22 protein-coding genes and 2 tRNA genes are annotated in these 22094 nt (G+C 67.6%); 12 read left to right on the plus strand and 12 right to left on the minus strand.

The genetic code is table 11. The features are described from left to right. Positions 1-27 precede the first annotated feature (27 nt). Together QMZ26_RS11375 and QMZ26_RS11380 are read left to right on the plus strand one after the other, a co-directional pair. Entirely contained in the window at positions 28-1254 is a 1227-nt protein-coding gene (locus QMZ26_RS11375) for an ATP-binding protein (protein WP_079221490.1), read from the plus strand. After that, positions 1251-1814, plus strand: coding sequence for a response regulator transcription factor (locus QMZ26_RS11380; RefSeq protein ID WP_005409063.1), 564 nt, complete (start codon positions 1251-1253; stop codon positions 1812-1814). The genes QMZ26_RS11375 and QMZ26_RS11380 overlap by 4 nt, the downstream gene beginning before the upstream one ends. Positions 1815-2077: 263 nt before the next feature. Here the strand turns inward: QMZ26_RS11380 and QMZ26_RS11385 are convergent, their stop codons facing one another. The 7 genes from QMZ26_RS11385 to pcnB form a co-directional block, all read right to left on the minus strand. Further along, entirely contained in the window at positions 2078-2731 is a 654-nt protein-coding gene (locus QMZ26_RS11385; protein ID WP_200733889.1) for an HNH endonuclease signature motif containing protein, read from the minus strand. A 177-nt stretch (positions 2732-2908) separates the two neighbouring features. Continuing rightward, a complete protein-coding gene (gene pgi, locus QMZ26_RS11390; protein ID WP_283221503.1) occupies positions 2909-4423 on the minus strand; it encodes a glucose-6-phosphate isomerase in 1515 nt (504 codons plus the stop codon). Beyond that, positions 4420-4800: an aspartate 1-decarboxylase gene (panD, locus tag QMZ26_RS11395; protein ID WP_006432456.1), complete on the minus strand. Its 381-nt coding sequence runs from the start codon at positions 4798-4800 to the stop codon at positions 4420-4422. Before panD ends, pgi begins: the two co-directional genes overlap by 4 nt. 117 nt (positions 4801-4917) lie before the next feature. Further along, entirely contained in the window at positions 4918-5757 is an 840-nt protein-coding gene (panC, locus tag QMZ26_RS11400) for a pantoate--beta-alanine ligase (protein WP_108746469.1), read from the minus strand. Next, positions 5754-6569 (minus strand): 3-methyl-2-oxobutanoate hydroxymethyltransferase, encoded by an 816-nt coding sequence (gene panB, locus QMZ26_RS11405; protein WP_283221504.1) that lies wholly within the window; start codon positions 6567-6569, stop codon positions 5754-5756. Before panB ends, panC begins: the two co-directional genes overlap by 4 nt. Positions 6570-6603: 34 nt before the next feature. Beyond that, positions 6604-7089 (minus strand): 2-amino-4-hydroxy-6-hydroxymethyldihydropteridine diphosphokinase, encoded by a 486-nt coding sequence (gene folK, locus QMZ26_RS11410; protein ID WP_283221505.1) that lies wholly within the window; start codon positions 7087-7089, stop codon positions 6604-6606. Between the two features lie 3 nt (positions 7090-7092). Next, on the minus strand, positions 7093-8472 hold the full coding sequence (gene pcnB, locus QMZ26_RS11415; protein ID WP_108746467.1) for a polynucleotide adenylyltransferase PcnB: 1380 nt from the start codon (positions 8470-8472) through the stop codon (positions 7093-7095). Between the two features lie 49 nt (positions 8473-8521). On the opposite strand from pcnB, the gene QMZ26_RS11420 reads away from it, so the two are divergent. Beyond that, positions 8522-8596 (plus strand) — tRNA-Glu (locus QMZ26_RS11420). A gap of 537 nt (positions 8597-9133) precedes the next feature. Here the strand turns inward: QMZ26_RS11420 and QMZ26_RS11425 are convergent. Genes QMZ26_RS11425 through xylB form a run of 3 tightly spaced genes read right to left on the minus strand, consistent with a single transcriptional unit; the run spans position 9134 to position 13448 of the window. Further along, entirely contained in the window at positions 9134-10558 is a 1425-nt protein-coding gene (locus QMZ26_RS11425) for a sugar porter family MFS transporter (RefSeq protein WP_283221506.1), read from the minus strand. Positions 10559-10590: 32 nt separating this feature from the next. Beyond that, positions 10591-11931: a xylose isomerase gene (xylA, locus tag QMZ26_RS11430; RefSeq protein WP_283221507.1), complete on the minus strand. Its 1341-nt coding sequence runs from the start codon at positions 11929-11931 to the stop codon at positions 10591-10593. Positions 11932-11954: 23 nt separating this feature from the next. Beyond that, the gene (gene xylB / locus QMZ26_RS11435) at positions 11955-13448 is read right to left on the minus strand and encodes a xylulokinase (protein WP_283221508.1); all 1494 of its coding nucleotides are present in this window, start codon (positions 13446-13448) and stop codon (positions 11955-11957) included. Positions 13449-13694: 246 nt separating this feature from the next. Here xylB and fdxA point away from each other — a divergent pair, with 246 nt between their 5' ends. After that, entirely contained in the window at positions 13695-14018 is a 324-nt protein-coding gene (fdxA, locus tag QMZ26_RS11440; RefSeq protein WP_079221482.1) for a ferredoxin FdxA, read from the plus strand. Between the two features lie 130 nt (positions 14019-14148). On the opposite strand, the gene QMZ26_RS11445 is transcribed toward fdxA, so the two are convergent. Together QMZ26_RS11445 and dapA are read right to left on the minus strand one after the other, a co-directional pair. Beyond that, positions 14149-14664 (minus strand): hypothetical protein, encoded by a 516-nt coding sequence (locus tag QMZ26_RS11445; RefSeq protein ID WP_079221481.1) that lies wholly within the window; start codon positions 14662-14664, stop codon positions 14149-14151. Between the two features lie 32 nt (positions 14665-14696). Further along, positions 14697-15590 carry a 4-hydroxy-tetrahydrodipicolinate synthase gene (gene dapA, locus QMZ26_RS11450; protein ID WP_283221509.1) on the minus strand — a complete coding sequence of 298 codons (894 nt, stop codon included), beginning with the start codon at positions 15588-15590 and terminating at the stop codon, positions 14697-14699. A gap of 163 nt (positions 15591-15753) precedes the next feature. On the opposite strand from dapA, the gene QMZ26_RS11455 reads away from it, so the two are divergent. From QMZ26_RS11455 to QMZ26_RS11490, 8 genes are all read left to right on the plus strand, one after another. Further along, positions 15754-16314: a glycine cleavage system protein R gene (locus QMZ26_RS11455; RefSeq protein WP_025879444.1), complete on the plus strand. Its 561-nt coding sequence runs from the start codon at positions 15754-15756 to the stop codon at positions 16312-16314. A gap of 91 nt (positions 16315-16405) precedes the next feature. Further along, a complete protein-coding gene (locus QMZ26_RS11460; RefSeq protein ID WP_283221510.1) occupies positions 16406-16885 on the plus strand; it encodes a peroxiredoxin in 480 nt (159 codons plus the stop codon). 84 nt (positions 16886-16969) lie between these two features. Next, a complete protein-coding gene (locus QMZ26_RS11465; protein ID WP_164074997.1) occupies positions 16970-18370 on the plus strand; it encodes a PhoH family protein in 1401 nt (466 codons plus the stop codon). After that, complete coding sequence (locus tag QMZ26_RS11470; RefSeq protein ID WP_283221511.1) at positions 18367-18876, plus strand: hypothetical protein; 510 nt, start codon at positions 18367-18369, stop codon at positions 18874-18876. Before QMZ26_RS11465 ends, QMZ26_RS11470 begins: the two co-directional genes overlap by 4 nt. A gap of 9 nt (positions 18877-18885) precedes the next feature. Next, positions 18886-19554, plus strand: a complete 669-nt coding sequence (locus tag QMZ26_RS11475; RefSeq protein WP_200733879.1) for a YoaK family protein — start codon at positions 18886-18888, stop codon at positions 19552-19554. 64 nt (positions 19555-19618) lie between these two features. Beyond that, positions 19619-20428, plus strand: a complete 810-nt coding sequence (gene thiD, locus QMZ26_RS11480; protein ID WP_108746459.1) for a bifunctional hydroxymethylpyrimidine kinase/phosphomethylpyrimidine kinase — start codon at positions 19619-19621, stop codon at positions 20426-20428. Next, positions 20425-21351: an alpha/beta fold hydrolase gene (locus QMZ26_RS11485; RefSeq protein WP_283221512.1), complete on the plus strand. Its 927-nt coding sequence runs from the start codon at positions 20425-20427 to the stop codon at positions 21349-21351. The genes thiD and QMZ26_RS11485 overlap by 4 nt, the downstream gene beginning before the upstream one ends. Next, positions 21342-21418: transfer RNA gene (locus QMZ26_RS11490), tRNA-Arg, on the plus strand. The genes QMZ26_RS11485 and QMZ26_RS11490 overlap by 10 nt, the downstream gene beginning before the upstream one ends. Positions 21419-22094: the final 676 nt, after the last annotated feature.

The raw sequence follows: 22094 nt of genomic DNA on the forward strand, positions 1-22094 counted from the left end.
CCCGGTGAACGCATACGATGGTCGGGCATGACCGGTCCCGACGCCCCCTTCCTACGCACCCTCTGCAGCCTGCGCTGGCTGGCCGTGGCCGGCCAGGCCGCGACGATCCTGGTCGCCACGTGGGTGCTGGGCCTGCCGCTGCCGCAGCTGCCGCTGTGGGCGGGCGTGGCCGTACTGGCCGTGTTCAACCTGTATACGCAGCTGCGCCCGGAGCCGGATGACACCGCGCCACTGACCGCCTTCGGCCATATCCTGGTCGATGTGATCATCCTGACCTGGATGGTCGGCTGGAGCGGCGGCATCGCCAACCCGTTCGGCTCGCTGTTCCTGATCCTGATCGCGCTGGCCGCCTTCGCCCTGCCCCTGCGCTGGGCGCTGGCCGTGGCCACCGCCTGCCTGCTCGGCTACGCCGCCAGCGGTCTGTTCGGGCAGCCGCTGCCGACCGGCTACTTCCATACGGTGGACCTCAACCGCTGGGGCGTGGTGGCCAACTTCCTGCTGTCGGCCGCAGTAGTGCTGACCTTCTCCACCCGCCTGGCGATGGCCCTGCGCGTGCGCGAACTGGAACTGTCCGCGCTGCGCGAGCGGTTTGCCCGCAATGAAGGCATCGTCGCCCTGGCCACGCACGCCGCCTCGGTGGCGCACGAACTGAACACCCCGCTGGCGACCATGACCCTGCTGGCCGATGACGTGGCCGAGCGCAGCGAGGAGCCGGAAGTGCGCGAGGACATGGAAACCCTGCGCGAACTGCTGGTGCAATGCCGCGAGCGCGTGCTGGCGCTGGCTGCGCCGGCCACCACCGATGGCCCCGGCCGCAGCCACTCCAGCGCCCAGCAGGTGCTGGAACAATGGCGACTGGTGCGCCCGACCATCGACCTGCACCGCAACGACGACGCGCCGCTGCGCCTGCCGCTCGACCCCGGCGTGGGCCACCTGCTGATGGTGCTGCTCAACAATGCCGCCGATGCCGGCGAACAGGCCGGCCGGCCACGCGTGGACCTGGAGCTGCGCATAGACGGCGAGGACCTGATCGGCGAAGTGCGCGACTACGGCCACGGCTTCAACGCGCGCGCCGCCGTGCTGCCGGGCAAGCTGTTCGGCAGCAGCAAGAGTGAAGGCATGGGCGTGGGGCTGGCCCTGTCCCATGCCACCATCGAACGCCTGCACGGCGAAATGTGGATGCGCCCGGCCCAGGGGGCCGGCAGCCGCGTCGGCTTCCGCCTGCCACTGGCTCCACGCGAGGAAACCCCATGAGCGCCTCAACCCTCGGCCTGCTGGTCGACGACGACGAACTGTACCTGCGCACCCTGCAGCGCAGCCTGGCCCGCAAGGGGCTGGAAACGCAGACGGCGCAGGATGCCGCCAGCGCGCTGGCGCTGGCCCGCCAGCACCCGCCGGCGTTCGCGCTGATCGATCTGAAACTGGGCAGCGATTCGGGCCTGGCGCTGATCCAGCCGCTGCGCGCCCTGCGCGCGGACATGCGGATCCTGCTGGTGACCGGCTACGCCAGCATCGCCACCGCGGTGGAGGCGATCAAGCTGGGTGCGGATGATTACCTGCCGAAGCCGGCCACGGTACCGATGATCCTGCGCGCGCTGGGCGAGGAAGATGATGGCCCGGCCGACGACGGCGAAATGGAAGTGCCCGACGCGATGACGCCGATCAGCCGCCTGCAGTGGGAGCACATCCAGCAGGCGATGCACGAGACCGGCGGCAATGTATCGGCCGCTGCGCGCCTGCTGGGCATGCACCGGCGTTCGCTGCAGCGCAAGCTGGCCAAGCGGCCGAGCCCGGAACGCGACCCGAGCCGCTGACGCGGCGAATCCGCCGGGCATGGCCCGGCGCTACCGGGCAGGCTTCACGTTCGCCGGGCATGGCCCGGCGTTACCGACTTGTAGAGTCGAGCCATGCTCGACTACGCGAACCTGACATCCGGGCATGGCCAGCCGGCTGTCCTGACCGTCACAATCCGAGCGCTCGCAAGCGTTGTTGGCGCTGACTCCTGCAACCAGCGCTCTCACTCACCCAAAGCGCGTCCGATCGCAGCATCAGTTGGGATTGCGGTCCGCGCAGCTCGTCAAATCGTCTTCTCACCGAAATGCTGTTGGCGATGACAGTTCGGGCACAGAGCAATCGCGTTCTCGACACTGTCTTCCCCGCCATCGGCCAACCGCTTGCGATGATGAACCTCAAGATAGGGGCTGCCATCCTTCGTGCGGTTGAACGGCGCGGGATTGCCGCAACACTGGCAACGTCCATCGGCTCGGAACAGAGCCTCAGCTACAACATCAGGATTCCGCTTGAACTGCGTAACAACGACCTGAACCTGATCCGGCTTCTTGCATGCAAGCTTCAGACGCTTGGCACGCGCCGCAGCACCATCCTTCAGCGCCTTGGCTACCTCACTGTCGAATTGATCGATTTCAAAATCTGCGTCTGCAGACCCTGGATTGCAGCTGCCGCAATACCCCGAAAAATTTCGACGCTTACGCGCCTCCATGTACACACGAAGTTGCGCAACCCGACCAGCACATATTTTTATGTAGTTCCTGCTGGTGAACTTCTTGCCAGAAGTTTGGCTACTGATCGCCTTGCAATTCGCACGGTGCAGCAGAAAGTATGCGGGGGACATTGATCGCGTGGTGTTCACCACGAATCCCGTCGGATTCTCGTTCAACCAATTCAGATATTCGGACTCATCGCCATTGAATTCGACAACACCGCTATTCATCGATTGGACTCCACGTCTTCTCGTCTGATGCCAAAACGGACCAGGAACATGCCATCAAATCGCTGACCGCAGGCCGGCAACCATAGAAGTACCGCGCACGTTATAGCCGAGCATGGCTCGGCTCTACAGAAAGAAGCATCGCCTGGATGCCGGCCAGCGGCCGGCACTACCAGAGCATCAGCCCTTCAGCTGCGCCAGGATCTCGCGGGTCATCGGATCGGCAATCGCCACGTCTTCGCCCTGCAGTGCCGGCAGCAGGCCGCTGGCCAGCTGCTTGCCCAGCTCGACGCCGAACTGGTCAAAGGCGTTGATGTTCCAGATGACCGACTGCACGTACACGGCGTGTTCGTACATGGCAATCAGGGCGCCCAGCGCCTGCGGGGTCAGTGCATCGAGCAGGATCAGCGTGCTCGGGCGACCGCCCGGGTAATCACGGTGCGGGTCGTCGCTGGCCTGGCCGTTGGCCAGCGCCTCGGTCTGCGCCAGCAGGTTGGCCAGCAGCGCCTGGTGGTTGACCGTGTACGGATCATCGTTGCGCACGCAGCCGATGAAATCAGCCGGAATGATGCTGGTGCCCTGGTGCAGCGCCTGGAAGAAGCTGTGCTGCACATCGGTGCCCGCCCCGCCCCACCACACCGGCACGGTGTCGGTGGTGACCGGCTGGCCATCGCGCTGCACGCGCTTGCCCAGGCTTTCCATCACCAGCTGCTGCAGGTAGGCCGGCAGCAGCGCCAGGCGCTGGTCGTAGGTCATCACTGCGTGCGTGGCATGGCCCAGCACGTTGCGGTTCCAGATGTCGGTCAGGCCGTGCAGCACCGGCAGGTTGCGCTCCAGCGGCGCATCCAGCGCGTGCGCGTCCATCTGCGCGGCGCCGTCCAGCAGCTGCTCGAAACGCTCGAAGCCGATTGCCAGCGCGATCGGGAAACCAACGGCCGACCACAGCGAATAGCGGCCCCCGACCCAGTCCCACATCGGCAGCACGCGATCGGCGGCAATGGCGAAGGACTTGGCCGCGCGCTCGGGGTTGGCACTGACCGCGTACAGGCGATCGCTGCCACCCAGCCAGTCGTGCAGGATCTGCCCGTTGAGCAGGGTTTCCTGGGTACCAAAGGTCTTGGAAATGAGGATGCCAGCGGTCTTTGCCGGATCCAGCGTGGCCAGCGTGCGCTGCATGGCGGCGCCGTCCACGTTCGACACGAAATGCACGCGCAGGCGTGCACCGCTGACCGGGCGCAGCGCATCGGCCACCAGGCGCGGGCCCAGATCGGAACCGCCGATGCCCACGCTGACCACGTCGGTCACGCCGCTGTCTTCCAGCGCGCGGACCAGCACGCCCATGCGCTGGCGGATTTCGCGCGCGGTGGCATAGGCCTCGGCCGCCACCGGCGCATCGACCACATCGCCGCGCAGCGCGGTGTGCAGTGCGGCGCGGCCTTCGGTCAGGTTGACCTGCTCGCCACGGAACAGGCGGGTGATGGCACCGCCGACATCACGGTCGGCGGCCAGTGCCAGCAACGCCTGCAGCGCCGCGGCATCGTATTTCTGCCGGGCGAAGTTGACGTACAACGGACCGACCCGCAGCGCCAGGTCCTGCACGCGGCCGGGTTCGGCGGCGAGGAGGCTGGGGATGCTTGCGCCCTTCAGGCGCTGGGCGTGGGAATGCAGCGAGTCGAATCCGTTGTTCGTTGTCATGCGGCCTGGGTCGGGATCGTGTCGTTGGTGTGGGTGATCTGGTTGTTGCCGTCCACGTACACCAGCTTCGGCTTGAAGCTGTCGGCTTCCTGCTCGGTCATGCTGGCGAACGCCGCGATGATGATGATGTCACCGACCTGCACGTGGCGTGCAGCGCCACCGTTGAGCGACACCACGCCGCTGCCGGCTTCGGCACGGATGGCGTAGGTCGAGAAGCGCGCACCGTTGGTCACGTCCCAGATGTGCACCTGCTCGAACTCGCGGATGCCCGTGGCAGCCAGCAGGTTGTCGTCGATGGCGATCGAGCCTTCGTAGTTCAGCTCGGAATGGGTGACGGTGGCGCGGTGGATCTTGGTCTTCAGCAGGGACAGATGCATGGCACGGCACAACGCAAAGGAAAGCGGGGATTCTAGCACCCGCGCAGCGCGGGGCATCACGGCCGGCAACCCGTTCAGGTAGCGCCGGGCCAGGCCCGGCGCTCCCGCGGGCGGAACTCAGAATTCCAGGTTGTCGATCAGCCGGGTGCTGCCCAGGCGGGCGGCGATCAGCGCCACCCGGCCACCGCCGTCGAAGGTCGGCTCGGCCAGCTCGGGGGTGCGCAGCACTGCGTAGTCGACCTGGAAGCCGGCGGCCTGCAGCGCGGCTGTGGCATCAGCCTCGATCTGCGCGCGCGCCTGCCCGGCCACGTAGCCTTCGCGCATGCCCAGCAGGGTGCGGTGGAGGGTGGTCGCCAGCGGGCGCTGGCTGGCGTCCAGGTACTGGTTGCGCGAGCTCTTGGCCAGGCCATCGTCGTCACGCACGATCTCGGCACCGACGATCTGGATCGGGAACGACAGCTCGGCCACCATCTGCTTGATCACGGCCAGCTGCTGGTAATCCTTGCGGCCGAACACGGCCACGTCCGGCTGCACCTGCAGGAACAGGCGCGCGACCACCGTGCAGACGCCATCGAAGTGGCCGGGGCGGCTGGCGCCCTCCAGCACTTCACTGACGCCCGGGGCGTGCATCTGCGTGGTCTTGTCCACGCCCAGCGGGTACATCGCCTCGACGCTGGGCAGCCATACGGCATCACAGCCGACCTGCTCCAGCCCGGCCACGTCGGCCTCGGGCGTGCGCGGGTAGCGGCTGAAGTCCTCGTTCGGCCCGAACTGGGTCGGGTTGACGAAGATGCTGGCCACCACCTTGTCGGCATACTGGCGTGCCAGGCTCACCAGCGAATGGTGGCCGCCGTGCAGGTTGCCCATGGTCGGCACCAGTGCCACGCGCAGGCCCTGCTGCTTCCACTGCGCGATCTGCTCGCGCAGCGCGCCGAGCTCGTTGAAGGTCTGGATCATTGGGCGTAGGCGTGCTGTTCGTCGGGGAAGCTGCCGTCGCGCACGGCGTCGGCGTAGGCGCGGGTGGCACCGGCCACCGAGCCGCCTTCGGCCAGGAAGTCCTTGACGAACTTCGGACGGCGGTGGCCGCTGTCCAGGCCGATGAAATCGTGCAGCACCAGCACCTGGCCATCGCAGTGCGGGCCGGCACCAATACCGATGGTCGGCACGTCGACGGCGGCGGTCACTTCCGCGGCCACCGGGGTCGGCATGCATTCGAGCACGATCAGCGTGGCACCCGCCGCGGTCACGGCCTTGGCGTCTTCCACCAGCTGGCGCGCGGCATCGCCACGGCCCTGGATCTTGAAGCCGCCCAGGCGCAGCACCGACTGCGGGGTCAGGCCCAGGTGCGAGCACACCGGAATCTCGCGCTCGACGAGGTAGCGCACGATGTTGACCTTGAAGCCGGCACCTTCGATCTTGACCATCTCCGCACCGGCCTGCAGCAGCTGCAGCGAAGCGTCCAGCGCGCGTTCCGGGGTGGCGTCGGCGCCGAACGGCAGGTCGGCCACCAGCAGCGCACGCTGCAGCACGCGGGACACCGCACGGGTGTGATAGACCATGTCGGCCACCGTTACCGGCAGGGTCGAATCATGGCCCTGCACGACCATGCCCAGCGAATCGCCGATCAGGATCAGGTCCACGCCATTGGCGTCGAAAGTGCGGGCGAAGCCAGCGTCGTAGGCGGTCAACATGACCAGCTTCTGGCCATTGCGCTTGGCCTCGGCCAGGGCGGGAACGGTCCAGGGCTTGCTGTCTGCGTGGGTGCTCATGTGCTGATAACCGGGGGAGATAACCCGGCCATTATCACCCTATCGGCGCGATCCCGCAGGCATCGAGCCGCATCACTGCATCCTGCACGCGGCCATGGCCAGGAATTGTCAGTTCTGGCGCGATTTCGGCCAGTGGCACCAGCACGAAGGCGCGCTCGTGCAGGTACGGATGCGGCACCTGCAGGCCGGGCTCGTCCAGCACCTGCGCGCCGTACAGCAGCAGGTCCAGGTCCAGCGCACGCGGGCCCCAGTGCACGGCAGGATCGCGCACGCGGCCGAACTGCTGCTCCAGCGCCAGCATCGCCTGCAGCAGATCGCCGGCCGCCAAGGAGGTCTCGACCGCAGCCACCGCATTGACGAACGGTGGCTGGTCTTCATTGCCCCAGGCCGGCGTGGCGTACAGGCGCGACGCCTGCCGCAGCTGCGTGCCGGGCAGCCCATCCAGCGCGGCGATGGCCGCGCGGACGGTGCTGGCCGCGTCACCCAGGTTGGCCCCCAGGCCGATCCAGGCAAGGGTCATGGCTTACTCGGCAGCGCCGCCGCCGGCAGCACCGGTGCGACGACGACGGCGGCGACGCTTGCGCGGTGCCCCACCTTCCTCGTCGCCACCGTCGGTGTGCATGGCATCCAGCGAGGATTCCAGCTCATGCCCGGACTGCGCCTGTGCCTCGCGCCAGAACGCCACGTCGGCTTCGTGCTCGGCCGAGGCGACCTGGCGCAGGGCCAGGAAGTCGAACGCGGCGCGGAAGCGCGGGTGGGTGAGCGTGCGGAACACGCGCTTGCGCTGGCGCGAGCTGAAGCGCGCCTGCAGCAGCCAGATTTCCTGCATCGGCAGCGAGAAGCGGCGCGGCAGGGCGATGGTGCTCAGCTGCTGCACGGTGACCCGGTCGGCGGCGCGACGCTGCGCTTCTTCCGGGGCCACGCCCTGCTTGAGCAGGCTGGCCTGGGCGCGGCAGTAGGCCGGCCACAGCAGCAGCGCGAACAGGAACGCCGGCGAGACGGGCTCGTCGTTGGCCACGCGTGCATCGGTATTGGCCAGGCCTTCCACCAGCATGCGGCGCAGCGCGCCGGTGCGGTTGGACTTCAGTGCCTTGCCGCTTTCCGGGAACAGCACGTCGAACAGACCGTAGCGTTCCAGGCCTTCGAAGCTGGCCACGCCGTGCCCGGACAGGAACAGCTTGAGCACTTCCTCGAACAGGCGCGCCGGGGCGGCCTCGTTGAGCAGGTTGGCCAGGTGCGGGATCGGTGCGGCGGTGCCTTCTTCGATCTGGAAACCGAGCTTGGCGGCCAGGCGCACCGCACGCAGCATGCGTACCGGGTCTTCCTGGTAGCGCTGCACCGGGTCGCCGATGAGCTTCATCAGGCGTGCCTGCACGTCCTCGAAGCCGCCGGTGTAATCACGCACCGAGAAATCCTCGATGGCGTAGTACAGGGCATTGCAGGTGAAGTCGCGGCGGACGGCATCGTCTTCGATGGTGCCGTACACGTTGTCGCGCACGAGCATGCCGTTTTCCATTTCGCGGTCGCCGCTGCCGTCATCGCTGTTGGCGCGGAAGGTGGCGACTTCGATGATCTCGCGGCCGAAGACCACGTGGGCCAGGCGGAAACGGCGGCCGATCAGGCGGCAGTTGCGGAACAGCTGCTTGACCTGTTCGGGCGTGGCGTCGGTGGCCACGTCGAAATCCTTGGGTTGGCCATTGACCAGCAGGTCGCGCACCGCGCCACCGACAAGGTAGGCGCCGAAGCCGGCATCGCGCAGGCGGTACAGCACGCGCAAAGCATTGGGGCTGATGTCCTTGCGGGAGATCGTGTGCTGGTCGCGCGGGATGACGCGCAGGCTGAACGGTGATGGAGCAGAGGAAATGATGTTGGCGCTTCCGGTTGAAGTTTCGGGATTGCCCAATGGCATCGAGGTGCATATACTAGCGCTCCTGCCCCGGCAGCGACACACTGCTCCCTTCGTCTAGTGGTTAGGACGTGGCCCTCTCAAGGCTAAAACAGGGGTTCGAGTCCCCTAGGGAGCACCAGTCGCCGCAGCAGGAACCGAAAGAGCCCGCCTTCGTGCGGGCTTTTCTGTTTTCCGGGGTTTGATGGCTGCGGGTGCTTGGTCGCTGTGGCGCCTCCCTGTTCCTGCGCTTGAGGGGGCGGGCCACCCTGGCCTGGACACGCAAAAGCCCTTCCATGGTGCTCGATGGCGCCATCCATGGCGCCAACGGTCCAGGCCAGGGTGGCCCGCCCCCTCCTGACAGTTTCCCGCGACGGCGGCACGAACAGCCTCGCTCCTCCGCAGCCAATTCAACTCCGACGCGCAGACCTGCGTCCGCCACCCGCAATGTGTCGAGAGGCGGCAGACCAGCCGATCCAGGACCGTTGGCGCCATGGGTTGGGCGCATGCGCCCGACGGGTTGGGCAGGAGCTCAACCCCGGTCTTGCCGAGTGCGCAGGACAGCACACGCGAGCAAGGCGCCATCGAGCCCCCATGGATGGGTTTACGGCGTGTCCTGGCTCGGCTGGCCTGCCGCCTCCCCCACGGAGAAAGGAGGCGCTGAATCGCAGGCCGGCCGTCAGCCTTCCATCTGCTCCAGTTCCTTGCCCTTGGTTTCGCGGACGTAGCGGACCACGAAGAAGATCGAGAGGAAGGCCGCCACGGTGTAGATGCCGTACGCGCCGGCCAGGCCGATGCCAGCCAGCAGCATCGGGAAGGTGACGGTGATGGCGAAGTTCGACGTCCACTGCGCCGCGCCGGCCACCGCCAGCGCCGAGCCGCGGATCTGGTTCGGGAACATCTCACCCAGCATCACCCACATCACCGGGCCCCACGACATGTTGAAGAACACCACGTAGACATTGGCGGCCACCAGCGCCAGCCGGCCCATGCCGTCGGACAGCTGCAGCCTGCCATCCACCAGGCTGCCGCTGGCAAAGGCCACCACCATCAGCGCCAGCGCAACGGCCATGCCCACCGAGCCGACCCACAGCAGCGGCTTGCGGCCGATGCGGTCGATCAGCAGCACCGTCACCAGGCAGGCACCGATGCTGAGCGCACCGGACAGCACGTTGATCAGCAGCGCATCATTTTCCGAGAAGCCCACCGCCTGCCACAGCACCGCGCCGTAGTAGAACACCACGTTGATGCCCACCAGCTGCTGCAGCACCGCCAGGCCGATACCCACCCAGACGATGCTGCGCAGGCGGCCGGTGGCCTTGTCCTTCAGGTCGGCAAAGCTCGGCCGGTGCTGGTCCTGGGCCAGGCTGCCCTCGATCTCGCTGCGCTTGGCCCGCGCCTCGTCCGCACCGTACAGCTTCACCAGCACCGCCTCGGCCTGCGCCTGGCGCCCCTTGGCCACCAGGAAGCGCGGGCTTTCCGGGATGGCCAGCAGCAGCATCAGGAACAGCAGCGACGGAATCGCCTGCATCCAGAACATCCAGCGCCACGCCTCCTGCCCCAGCCACAGCACCTCGGTGGAGGCACCGGCGGCGCGCGCCAGCAGGAAATTGCTGAGGAACGCCGCGAACAGGCCGCTGATGATGGCCATCTGCTGCACCGTGGCCAGCTTCCCGCGGTAGCGCGCCGAGGCCACTTCGGCGATGTAGGCCGGCGACATCACGCTGGCCGCACCCACCGCGAAGCCGCCGACCATGCGCGCGGCCACGAACAGCCACGAGGCATGCGCCGCGCCCGCGCCCAGCGCCGACAGCAGGAACAGCACCGCCGAAATGATCAGCACGCTGCGCCGGCCCAGCAGGTCGCCCAGCCGCCCGGCCACGAATGCACCGATCGCGCAGCCCAGCAGCATCGACGCCACCTCGAAGCCCAGCGCGGCCTCGCTGGAATTGAACGCCTGGCGCAGGCCGTCGACCGTACCGTTGATCACGCCGCTGTCGAAGCCGAACAGGAAGCCCCCCAGGGTGGCCACGCAGCTGATCAGGACGATGAAGGCGGTGTTTTCGCCGCGCGTGCCGGCGTTTGCAGGAATCGCTGTGGACATTGGGTCTTCCGCGAAAGGGGTGGGCCTGCCGCTCAGCGCAGCAGGTACTGGTTCAGCAGGTTCTCATAGGCTTCCTGCCGGCCGCTACGCTGGCGCGGTTCGCCGGCCTGCTGCGCATGCGCGCAGAGGTCGTCCAGGCTGAGCTGGCCGGCGGCGAAGGCCTGCCCCGGGCCGTGGTCGAAGCTGGCATAGCGCTCGCGCCGCCACTGCTCCAGCGGCGAGGCCTGCAGCAGCGCATGGGCCACTTCCAGGCCGCGGGCGAAGGCATCCATGCCGCCGATATGGGCCAGGAACAGGTCCTGCGGGTCGCTCGACTCGCGGCGCACCTTGGCATCGAAGTTCAGGCCGCCATGGCCCAGCCCGCCCTGCCGCAGCACCACCAGCATGGCGCCGACGGCGTCGTACAGGTCGGTCGGGAACTGGTCGGTGTCCCAGCCGTTCTGCGGGTTGCCGCGGTTGGCGTCGATGCTGCCCAGCAGCCCGGCATCGGCAGCCACCTGCAGGTCGTGGGCGAAAGTATGCCCGGACAGGGTGGCGTGGTTGGCCTCGATGTTCAGCTTGAAATCGCCGTCCAGGCCGTGCTCGCGCAGGAAACCGACCACGGTGGCGCTGTCGAAGTCGTACTGGTGGTGCATCGGCTCCATCGGCTTGGGCTCGATCAGGAAAGTGCCCTGGAAGCCGATGCTGCGGCCATGGTCGCGGGCCGCGGCAAGGAACCGGGCCAGGTGCGCCTGTTCGCGCTTCATGTCGGTGTTGAGCAGGCAGGCATAGCCTTCGCGGCCACCCCAGAACACGTAGTTGCTGCCACCCAGCGCCACGGTGGCCTCCAGCGCCGCACGCACCTGCACCGCCGCGCGCGCGACCACGGCGAAGTCCGGGTTGGTGGCTGCACCATTCATGTAGCGCGGGTGCGAGAACAGGTTGGCGGTGCCCCACAGCAGCTGCATGCCGGTCTGCTGCTGGCGCTGGCCGGCCAGCTCGACCATGTGCGCGAGGTTGGCGCGGTACTCGCCGATGTCGTCAGCGTCCGGCGCCAGGTCCACGTCATGGAAGCACCAGAACGGCACGCCCAGCTTGGTGAAGAACTCGAAGGCCGCATCGCAGCGTGCCTCGGCACGGGCCAGCGCGGTAGCGCCGTGGTCCCACGGGTAGGCACGGGTGCCCGGCCCGAACGGGTCCTGGCCGGCGCCGCAGAAGCTGTGCCAGTAGGCCACGGCAAAGCGCAGGTGCTCGGCCATGCTGCGCCCGCCGATCTGCTTCTGTGCGTCGTAGACCTTGAAGGCCAGGGGATTGTCGGAATCGCGGCCCTCGAAGGGGATGCGGCCGATGCCGGGGAAGTACTCACGCTGACCAACATGGAACGGGGTTGCCATGGACGATGCTTCCTTCTGCGGGATCAGGGCAGGCGCTGCTGGAACAGCGGCGTCAACGCCTGCAGGTGGTGGACGAAACGCTGGTAGCCGGCCTCGTAGGCGGCGGCGCGCGTGGGATCGGGCCGGGCGGCCAGGGCGGCGTCGAACTGCAGGTGCTCATCGACCAGATCGGCCAGCGCCCGGCCCTGCCCTTCGCACAGCCACAGGGCCTGCAGCGCGGCACCGAAGGCTGCACCTTCGGCCTGCACCGGCACGACCACTGGCAGCTGGAACAGGTCGGCGATCAGCTGGCGCCACGCCGGGCTGTTGGCGCCGCCGCCGGTCAGCACCAGGCGTTGCCCATGCAGGCCACCTTCGACCAGCGCGTCATGGCCCAGCCGCAGGCTGTAGCTGGCGCCCTCCATCGCGGCGCGGTAGAGGTTGGCCGGGGTCAGGTTGTGCAGGTCCAGCCCGTGCAGGGCGCCGCGCGCCAGTGGCAGGTCGGGGCTGCGCTCGCCATTGAAGAACGGCAGCATCACCAGCCCATCGGCACCGGGCGTGCTCTGTGCCAGCAGGTCTTCGCACTGCGAGGGCGACTGACCCAGCAGCGCGGCGACCTGGCCGGTGGCGATCGTGCAGTTCATCGTGCAGATCAACGGCAGCCAGCCGCCGTCGGAAGCGCAGAACGCGGCCCAGCGCCCCTGCGCATCGACGCAGGGCGTGGCGCTCCAGGCGAACAACGTGCCGGAGGTACCCAGGCTCATGCTCAGCCGCCCCTCGCGCACCGCACCGGTGCCGATCGCCGCCATCATGTTGTCGCCGCCACCGACCGCCACGCGGGTCCCGGCCGGCAGCCCCAACAGCGCGGCGATCGCCGGCAGCAGGGAAAAGCCCTGCTCCGGGCCGACCAGCGGCGGCAGCAGCGCCGCCAGGTCACGCCGCTCATCCGTGGCCGCCAGCATCGCCGGGGACCAGTCGCGCCGGCGCACATCCAGCCAGCCCGTGCCGGAGGCGTCACCGGCCTCCATGAAGCGCTGTCCGGTCAGCCACAGGTTCAGGTAGTCGTGCGGCAGGGCGATGCCGTCCAGGGCCGCATCCACCTCGGGCCGGTGCTGGCGGGTCCAGCGCAGTTTGGATGCGGTGTAGCCCACCCGCAGGTCGTTGCCCGCCTCGGCAATGCACGCTGCCGCCCCGCCCAGGGTGGCGGTGATGTCCTCGCATTCGGCGCTGGTGCTGGTGTCGCACCAGAGCTTGACCGGGCCCAGCGCGCGGTTGTCGCGCCCCAACGGCACGAAGCCGTGCTGCTGGCCGGACACCGCCAGCCCGCGCACCTGCGCGCGCACCGGCCCGGGCAGGGCCTGGATCGCCTCGACCAGCGCCTTTACCCAATCGGCGGCGTTCTGCTCGCGGCCACCGTCGGCTGTCGCCGACAGCTCCAGCGGCCGGGCCTGCTGCGCCAGCACCGTGCGTGCCGCCGCGTCGTAGGCGATCACTTTCACGCTCTGCGTGCCGGCGTCGATGCCCAGATACACGCTCATGCCCTGCCCATCCATGCGATCCGCACCGCTTCACCGCCCGTTGTCCACCGATGGACAACGAGTCTGCCGGGGGCTTCCCCGGCTTGGCAATGTGCAGTGCCGCAAAGTGCCGCTGCGCGGTGGCCGCACACCCTCGCCACCTGTCCAGAATTGCCACTGCGCACGGTGCCGGTTGGCCCAACGGCAGCGCGCGCGTTCAACCTGTTCTAGAATTGTCCGCTTGAAGACGGATCTGCCTCCCCCCTTATGCCCTTTGTCGTCACCGAAAACTGCATCAAGTGCAAACACACCGATTGCGTGGAAGTGTGCCCCGTGGACTGCTTCCACGAAGGCCCGAACTTCCTGGTGATCGACCCGGACGAGTGCATCGACTGCACCCTCTGTGAGCCGGAGTGCCCGGTCAACGCGATCTTCCCGGAGGACGATGTCCCGGCCGGCCAGGAAGTGTTCGTGGGCCTCAATGCCGAGCTCGCCAAGGAGTGGCCGGTGCTGACCGTGCGCAAGGATCCGCCCGCCGACGCTGGCGAGTGGGACGGCAAGCCGGACAAGCTGCCGCTGCTGGAGCGCTGAGGCGCGCCTGCTGCAGCAACGAAAAAAGGGCGCCCTGGGCGCCCTTTTTTGTGGGTGGCGCCAATCAATGTTGGCGTCTACCAGAGCGGAAGGTAGCGCCGGGCCATGCCCGGCGGAACCTCGACCGCGCTTACTGCGCCAGCTTCGCCTTCAGTGCGGCAATCAGCTTCACCGGGGCTTCGGCGGTGGCCGGCAGGCCACGCGGGTCGACTGCGGAGATGTAGGCACCGGCATCGACGGCGACCACGCGGACCAGGAAGTTGCTGCCTTCATAGGCCACATCATACGAACCCAGCAGCTGCGCGCGGCTGGCGATGGTCAGGCCTTCCACGCCTTCCAGCGCGGTGCCGACCTTGCCGAAGGCCTCTTCCTTGCTGCCCGGGATGGTGAAACCGCTGTTGCCAGCGGCCGGGGCGGCGGCGGCCGGAGCGGCCGGCTTGGTGGCCGAGCTCAGCGCCGGCACCTGGTTGCCACCGGCACCGGCCGGGACGTTCAGATCCGGCGGCACTTCCAGCGGACGCATTTCGGGCGCCAGAGCGTAATCACCCTTGGCGCCACGCTTGAAGCAACCGGTGGTGCCGGCGGCGACGGCGATGGCAAGCAGGGCGTAGGACAGCACGCGGACAGTGGAAACGGATTGACGCATGTGGATCTCCTGGATCAGGCCACGACAACAGGTCAGTGGCTGGAAAGGGCTTCAAGGGCGGCGATGTCGCCGGCGAGATGGTCGGCCGCGGGCTGGTGTGAGGCCGAAAGCGGCAGCAGCGGCAGGCGCAGGTCATGGCCGATGCCGATGCGGCGCAGCAGCGCCTTGACCGGGATCGGGTTGGGTTCGACACCGCAGAAATCATGGAACGGCTGCAGGCGCGCATCCCAGGATTCAGTGGCGTCATGTTCATGGGCGGCAGCCAGCGCGCACATGCGGCGGTAGGCACCGGGCAGCACGTTGGAACCGACCGAGATCAGCCCGGCCATGCCGGCCTGGATCGAGCGGGCGGCGGTGCCGTCATCGCCACTGAGCACGGCGAACCCGGGGCCGGCCAAGGCAAGCAGGGCCTGCACGCGCCCCATGTCGCCCACCGCTTCCTTGATGGCGACGATGTTCGGGTGGCTGGCGAGCTCGGCCACGGTGTCCGGCTGCATGTCGCAGCCGGTGCGGCCGGGCACGTTGTACAGCACCACCGGCAGGCCGCCCTGGTCGGCCACGGCGCGGTAGTGCGCGATCAGGCCGGCCTGGGTGGGCCGCACGTACGGCGGGGTCACCACCAGGGCGTGGGTGGCGCCGAGCGCGGCGGCGCGGCGGGTCTGTTCAATGGTTTTGGCGGTGCCGGACAGGCCGGTGCCGGCCAGGACCGGGACGCGGCCGGCGATGTGCTCGACGGCGCTGGCCAGCAGCTGGTCGTACTCCGCATCGGACAGGGTGGCTGCTTCGCCGGTCGAGCCGGCAACGACGACGCCCTGGACGCCGCCCTCCAGCTGCAGGTGCAGCAGGCGCTGCCAACCGTCGGGGTCGAGGGAGCCGTCGGCCCGGAACGGGGTCGCCAGCGCGGTGATGAGGCCGGAAAGGGACAAGGACGTGCTGCTCTTGGCTGGGGAGGGAAAACGCCCGCCACGACAGGCCGGGGGCACCTGAATGTTACTTGCGGCGCGAAAGCACGGGCAAGTATGCTGGACACCGGTGGATTCCCGCCCCCGGCGGGCATTCAGACTCACCCATGCATTACCCGGAATCGCCTTGACCGACACCACCCCGCGCCCCGCGCCGAGCGAAAACCACCTCCTGATCAACGCCTACACGACGCATCCGGAGTCCCCCCTGCTGTCCGTCACCCGCCGCATTGCCGACAGTGGCTGCAATCTGGTGGACGCTCGGCTGGCCACGGTCGGCCGCGATGTCTCGGTCACCGCCCTGGCCACCGGCTCCTGGGATTCGGTGGCCAAGCTGGAAGCGATGCTGACCCGGCTTGAGCGCGAGGAAGGCCTGAAGCTGGTCTGGTACCGCACCGAGGCCAAGCAGGCGCAGTCCAACCTGCTGCCGTACATCGTCGAAGTGATCGCTGCCGACAAGCCGGGCATCCTGTTCCAGCTGGCCGATTTCTTCGACCGCCAGGGCATCACCATCGAGACCCTGCAGAGCACGCGTTACCGCGCCATGCAGACCGGTGCTGAAATGTTCAGCGCGCAGGTCACCATCGGCGTGCCGGCCAACATGCACATCGCCGCGCTGCGCGACGATTTCCTCGAGTTCTGCGACCACCTGAACCTGGACGCGATCATGGACCCGATGAAATTCTGACCGGACGTGCGGATTTTCGCGCGCCTCTCACGGGCGCGTGGCGTTTCATGCAATTGTCGTAGAAACAACCCAGGCTCGACAGAAGGACCTCATGAACAACGGCGATACCCTGGACAGCACCACCCTTTCCCTCCCGCTGGCACTGTCCGGCGGCGACCAGTCCACCCTCGGCGATTACGCAGGCCAGTGGCTGGTGCTGTACTTCTACCCCAAGGACAGCACCCCCGGCTGCACCACCGAAGGCATCGACTTCAACGCGCTGCTGCCGGATTTCAAGAAGGCCGGTGCGGTCGTGCTCGGCGTCTCCCGCGACTCGGTGAAGTCGCACGACAACTTCTGCGCCAAGCAGGGCTTCAACTTCCCGCTGGTCAGCGATGCCGACGAAGCGCTGTGCACCGCCTTCGACGTCATCAGGATGAAGAACATGTACGGCAAGCAGGTACGTGGCATCGAACGCAGCACCTTCCTGATTTCTCCCGACAGCCAACTCGTGCAGTCCTGGCGCAAGGTCAAGGTCGCCGGCCATGCCGACGCCGTGCTTGCCGAACTGAAGGCCGCCCAATCCAAGTGAGTTCCAACGCCCACTGTGTCCGCCACCACCCTGCCCTGCAGCGGGTCGTGGTGGTTTTTCCCTGTCCGTAACCAGGAAATGACGATGACCCGAGGCAAGCGCATCTACGTGCTGGATACCAACGTGCTGATGCACGATCCCACCGCGCTGTTCAAGTTCGAGGAACATGACGTCTACCTGCCCATGCAGGTGATCGAGGAGCTGGACAACGGCAAGAAGGGCACCTCCGAAGCGAGCCGCAATGCCCGCCAGGTAAGCCGCTTCCTCAATGAGCTGGTGCAGGAATCGGGCCTGGACAACCTGGCCGACGGCATTGCGCTGGAGCGCCCCAACGGCCTGCAGCTGCGCGGCAAGCAGAGCGCCGGCAAGCTGCGCTTCCAGACCAGCCATTTCGATGCGGGCAAGAGCTTCGGCAAGGTCATCCCGGACAACGCCATCCTTGGCGCGATCCTGGCGCTGAAGGAAGAAACCCCCGACCTGCCGGTGGTGTTCGTTTCCAAGGACATCAACCTGCGGATCAAGGCCGCCATCGCCGGCATCGTGTCCGAGGACTACGAAAACGACCGCGCGCTGGACGATTTCAGCCTGCTCTACACCGGCGCCACCGAGCTGCCGGAAGACTTCTGGAAGCGCCACGGCGAAGACCTGCGCAGCTGGAGCGACAAGGGCCGCACGCATTACGAGATCCTCGCGCAGGATGGCGAGGAGTGGTACCCGAACCAGTACGTCTACCTGCCCGGCGAAGACGAGGTCGAACTGCGCGTGAGCCGCGTGGTCGGCGATGGCAAGGTGGTGCTGTCGCTGGTCGATGATTTCCGCCACGGCAGCCACGCCGTGTGGGGCATCAGCGCGCGCAACCGCGAGCAGAACTTCGCGCTCAACGCACTGATGGACCCGGAGATCGACTTCGTCACCCTGCTCGGCACCGCCGGCACCGGCAAGACCCTGCTGGCGCTGGCCGCCGGCTTGGCGCAGACGATGGACCAGCAGCGTTACCGCGAGATCATCATGACCCGCGCCACGGTCAGCGTGGGCGAGGACATCGGCTTCCTGCCGGGTACCGAAGAAGAAAAGATGACGCCGTGGATGGGCGCGCTGACCGACAACCTGGAAGTGCTCACCCACAACCAGGAAGGCGGCACCTGGGGCCGCCAGGCCACCAACGATCTGCTGGCCAGCCGCATCAAGATCCGCTCGATGAACTTCATGCGCGGGCGCACGTTCCTGTCGCGCTACCTGATCCTGGATGAAGCGCAGAACCTCACCCCGAAGCAGATGAAGACGTTGATCACCCGTGCCGGCCCCGGCACCAAGATCGTCTGCCTGGGCAACGTCGAGCAGATCGACACCCCGTACCTGACCGAAACCACCTCGGGCCTGACCTACGCGGTGGACCGCTTCAAGAACTGGCCGCATAGTGCGCACATCACCCTGCGCCGCGGCGAACGTTCGCGCCTGGCCGATTACGCTTCGGAGGTGTTGTGAACCGTTCCACCCGCCTGCTGCTGCCCACGGCTGCGATCACCCTCGCAGCCGCACTGGCCGCCTGCACCACCACGCGCGGCCCGGCCAGCGTGCCGACCGCCGAGCGTACCGGCCAATCGTGGGTGGTCACCCGCCCCGTCATCGCCGCGCAGGTGCTGGATACCTGCTCGCGCACCAGCCCCGGCCGCGAGGCCGGGCGGGTGAGCGGCTACTGGGCGCCGAGCCGGCAGCAGGTGGACCAGATGGAAGCCAAGCTGTCCTCGCTGGAAGCCCAGGTGCCGCGCGTACTGGATTTCGACCGCCAGTACGTGGGCATCGAAAGCGGTGGCCAGCAGCTGATCTACATCAACGCTTTCCACCTGCCTGAAGGCGCCGGCAGCAACCCCGCCCGCGAAGCGATCCGTGTCTGCGATGGCGGCCGGCAGTTCTGGGGCGCGGTGTTCGATCCGGCCACCGGCACCTTCAGCGACCTGCAGTTCAACGGCGGCAAAGTGCCGTCGCCCTGAGGCGGCGGCATGGGAATACGCCTGCCCACCTGGGTCTGGATCGGCGCGGTGGCGCTGTCCAGCGTGGCCGGCATGGTCAACGTGGTGGGCTTCCTGGGCTTCGAGCACCAGGCGGTGAGCCACATGACCGGCAGCACCAGCCAGCTGGGCATGGCGATTGCCCAGGGTGACTGGCGCGCGGTCGGCCACCTGTGGGGCCTGCTGATCGCCTTTTCGCTGGGCGCGATGCTCAGCGGCCTGCTGATCCAGGACAGCGCCCTGCAGCTGGGCCGGCGCTACGGCGTGGCTCTGGCGATCGAATCGGCGCTGCTGCTGGTGGCCATTCCCTTGTTCGAACAGCAGCAGATCTGGGGTGCGCTGGCCGCTGCCATGGCGTGCGGCCTGCAGAACGCGATGGCCACCACCTTCAGCGGCGCGGTGGTGCGCACCACCCATCTGAGCGGCATGTTCACCGATCTCGGCATCGGCCTGGGCCACCTGCTGCGCGGCCTGCCGCTGCAGGTCCGCCGGCTGACCCTGAGCGGGCTGATCATCAGCGGCTTCCTCGGCGGCGGCATTCTCGGTGCCTGGTTGTTCATGCATTTCCGCTACGACGCCCTGCTCGCCCCCGCCCTGCTGACCGGACTGACCGGTATCGTCTATGTGCTCTACCAGCAGTGGGCGCGCTGGCGGCATTGAATCAGCGGCATCCACGCATGGCGTGGATCTACTTTCACAGGCGGGACCACGGCACAATCGAGGCATGAGCCCGACCACTCCCGCTTCCGCCCTCACCATCGCCGGTTCCGACTCCGGCGGCGGCGCCGGCATCCAGGCCGACCTGAAGGCCTTTGCCGCGCATCGCGTACACGGCCTGTCCGCCATCGCTGCGCTGACTGCACAGAACACCCGCGGCGTGACGGCCGTGCACGTGCCGCCGGTCGCCTTCCTGCGCGCGCAGCTGGATGCCTGCTTCGATGACTTCGACATCCACGCGGTGAAGCTCGGCATGCTGGCCAATGCGGAGGTGATCCACACCGTCGCCGACGTGCTTGAACAACGCCGCCCGGCACACGTGGTGCTCGATCCGGTGATGGTCGCCACCAGCGGCGCGCGGCTGCTGGAAGACAGCGCACTGCAGGCCATGCGCGAACGGCTGATACCGCTGGCCACGCTGATCACGCCCAATACCCCCGAAGCCGAACTGCTGGTCGGCCGCAGCATCAGCAACGCCGACCAGGCCGAGCAGGCTGCCGCCGCCCTGCTGGACATGGGGGCCGGCGCCGTCCTGCTGAAGGGGGGCCACCTGCACGAAGGCAACCGGGTGATCGACCGCTACTTCGACGGCGTCAGCAGCGAGGAATTCATCCACGCACGGCTGCCGCTGGATGCACACGGCACCGGCTGCACGCTGGCCTCGGCCATCGCCGCACAGCTGTGCAACGGGCTCAGCCTGGCCAACGCCTGCGAAGCCGGCATCGACTACGTGGCACGCGGCCTGCAGCAGGGGTACGCGCCCGGCCGCAGCGAGGTGCTCGTGTTGGACCACTTCGGCGCGGCACCCCACGCATGATCGATACGCCGCGCACGATCGCCGTGGACAGCGGCGATGGCCACCGTTACGAAATCATCGCCTGCGTGCCGCCACGGCCACTGGCACGCCTGCTGTGGCTGCCGGCACTGGGCGTGGCCGCACGCCACTACGTGCCACTGGCGCAGGCACTGGCCACACGCGGCATCGCCGTCTACCTGCATGAGTGGCGCGGCAACGGCAGCAGCTCCCTGCGCCCTTCGCGCACGGCGGACTGGGGTTACCGCGAGATCCTCGAACAGGACCTGCCGGCCAGCCAGGCCGTGCTGGGCCGCGAAGACGAAGAAGAGGCTGCGCTGCCATGGATCATCGGCGGGCACAGCCTGGGCGGGCAACTGGCCTGCCTGCATGCCGGCCGCACTGCGGATCGATTCCAGCGCCTGTGGCTGGCGGCCAGCGGCACGCCGTTCTGGCGCGTGTTCCCGCGGCCGCGCGGCTGGCTGCTGCCGCTGTTCTACCGCTTCCTGCCGTGGATCGCGCGCCGGCAAGGGGTACTGCACGGCCGCCGCCTCGGCTTTGGCGGCACCGAAGCACGCGGGCTGATCGCCGACTGGGCGCGCGTGGGCCTGAACAACCATTACGCCGCCGTCGGCATGCACGAAGACCTCGATGCGCAGTTGACGCGCATCCATGGCAGCGCGCAGGCGGTACTGATGGCCGATGACTGGTTCGCGCCCCTCGGATCAATGCAGGCACTGCTGGCGAAGCTGCCGAATGTAGCCTCACGCGTGCGCGTGCTTTCCGCGCAGGAACTGGGTACGCGCGCGGATCACTTCGCCTGGATGAAGGCGCCGGATGCCGTGGCTGAGCACTTTTTCATTCAGTTGAATGAAAATTTTCACAAAAGCGTTGACGGCAGCCGCCGACATCCGCATAATTCCGCTCCTGTCGCAGGGCGCCCGTAGCTCAGTTGGATAGAGTACCTGGCTACGAACCAGGCGGTCGGGAGTTCGAATCTCTCCGGGCGCACCATTACACCGAAACAGCAGGCTCCGGCCTGCTGTTTTTTTTTGTGTTTTCGGCAGGGCTGCGCCCTGCACCTGCAGAGGCAACGTCAACTTCAAAAGCCGAAGCGGCATTCCGTGGGATGGCGGCGCACTGTGGGTGTGCGGGGACGCCGTAAACCCCCCTCCGGGGTCCGGCCCAGCCGCTGGCGGCTGGGCGTTCGGGCGCTTGCGAAGCAGTGCTTCGCAAGCAAGGCGCCCTCACCCATGGGGGCTTGGTCGCCGCATCCATGCGGCTCACACCCCGCAAACCCACAGTGCCCCGCCTTCGACAGGTTCCCGCGGCTGTTGGAACCTGCTGGTGGTGGGTGCCGACCGTTGGTCGGCACATCTGTCAGATATCGAATGAATTCATCCACGCATGGCGTGGATCTACTGGGGCGCGGCTGTTGGTTGGTGTCGACCTTGGTCGACACGATTTTTCTGTCAGATATCGATATCCGACCCCGTGCCGACCAACGGTCGGCACCCACCAAAGCAGAATGCCGTTCCAACAGATCGCTGAAATCTGTCGAAGGCGGGGTGGGTCCGGTTGAGGGGGCGTGAGCCGCATGGATGCGGCGACCGAGCCTTATCTGATTGGAATCTGGCAGCGTAGGTGTCGAGAGCCGGCGTGGGCCGCCGTATGAGCCTGGATCTCGACG

The sequence above is a fragment of the Stenotrophomonas sp. PFBMAA-4 genome (assembly GCF_030053215.1).
Classification (GTDB): Bacteria; Pseudomonadota; Gammaproteobacteria; order Xanthomonadales; family Xanthomonadaceae; genus Stenotrophomonas.

Coding starts and splice junctions, on each gene's coding strand:
- QMZ26_RS11460 (WP_283221510.1), top strand. CDS start 16,406: ATGAACAACGGCGATACCCTGGACAGCACCACCCTTTCCCTCCCGCTG.
- QMZ26_RS11380 (WP_005409063.1), top strand. CDS start 1,251: ATGAGCGCCTCAACCCTCGGCCTGCTGGTCGACGACGACGAACTGTAC.
- QMZ26_RS11475 (WP_200733879.1), top strand. CDS start 18,886: ATGGGAATACGCCTGCCCACCTGGGTCTGGATCGGCGCGGTGGCGCTG.
- thiD (WP_108746459.1), top strand. CDS start 19,619: ATGAGCCCGACCACTCCCGCTTCCGCCCTCACCATCGCCGGTTCCGAC.
- xylA (WP_283221507.1), bottom strand. CDS start 11,931: ATGGCAACCCCGTTCCATGTTGGTCAGCGTGAGTACTTCCCCGGCATC.
- QMZ26_RS11375 (WP_079221490.1), top strand. CDS start 28: ATGACCGGTCCCGACGCCCCCTTCCTACGCACCCTCTGCAGCCTGCGC.
- panB (WP_283221504.1), bottom strand. CDS start 6,569: ATGAGCACCCACGCAGACAGCAAGCCCTGGACCGTTCCCGCCCTGGCC.
- QMZ26_RS11445 (WP_079221481.1), bottom strand. CDS start 14,664: ATGCGTCAATCCGTTTCCACTGTCCGCGTGCTGTCCTACGCCCTGCTT.
- folK (WP_283221505.1), bottom strand. CDS start 7,089: ATGACCCTTGCCTGGATCGGCCTGGGGGCCAACCTGGGTGACGCGGCC.
- pgi (WP_283221503.1), bottom strand. CDS start 4,423: ATGACAACGAACAACGGATTCGACTCGCTGCATTCCCACGCCCAGCGC.
- QMZ26_RS11485 (WP_283221512.1), top strand. CDS start 20,425: ATGATCGATACGCCGCGCACGATCGCCGTGGACAGCGGCGATGGCCAC.
- QMZ26_RS11465 (WP_164074997.1), top strand. CDS start 16,970: ATGACCCGAGGCAAGCGCATCTACGTGCTGGATACCAACGTGCTGATG.
- QMZ26_RS11425 (WP_283221506.1), bottom strand. CDS start 10,558: ATGTCCACAGCGATTCCTGCAAACGCCGGCACGCGCGGCGAAAACACC.
- QMZ26_RS11385 (WP_200733889.1), bottom strand. CDS start 2,731: ATGAATAGCGGTGTTGTCGAATTCAATGGCGATGAGTCCGAATATCTG.
- panD (WP_006432456.1), bottom strand. CDS start 4,800: ATGCATCTGTCCCTGCTGAAGACCAAGATCCACCGCGCCACCGTCACC.
- fdxA (WP_079221482.1), top strand. CDS start 13,695: ATGCCCTTTGTCGTCACCGAAAACTGCATCAAGTGCAAACACACCGAT.
- xylB (WP_283221508.1), bottom strand. CDS start 13,448: ATGAGCGTGTATCTGGGCATCGACGCCGGCACGCAGAGCGTGAAAGTG.
- panC (WP_108746469.1), bottom strand. CDS start 5,757: ATGATCCAGACCTTCAACGAGCTCGGCGCGCTGCGCGAGCAGATCGCG.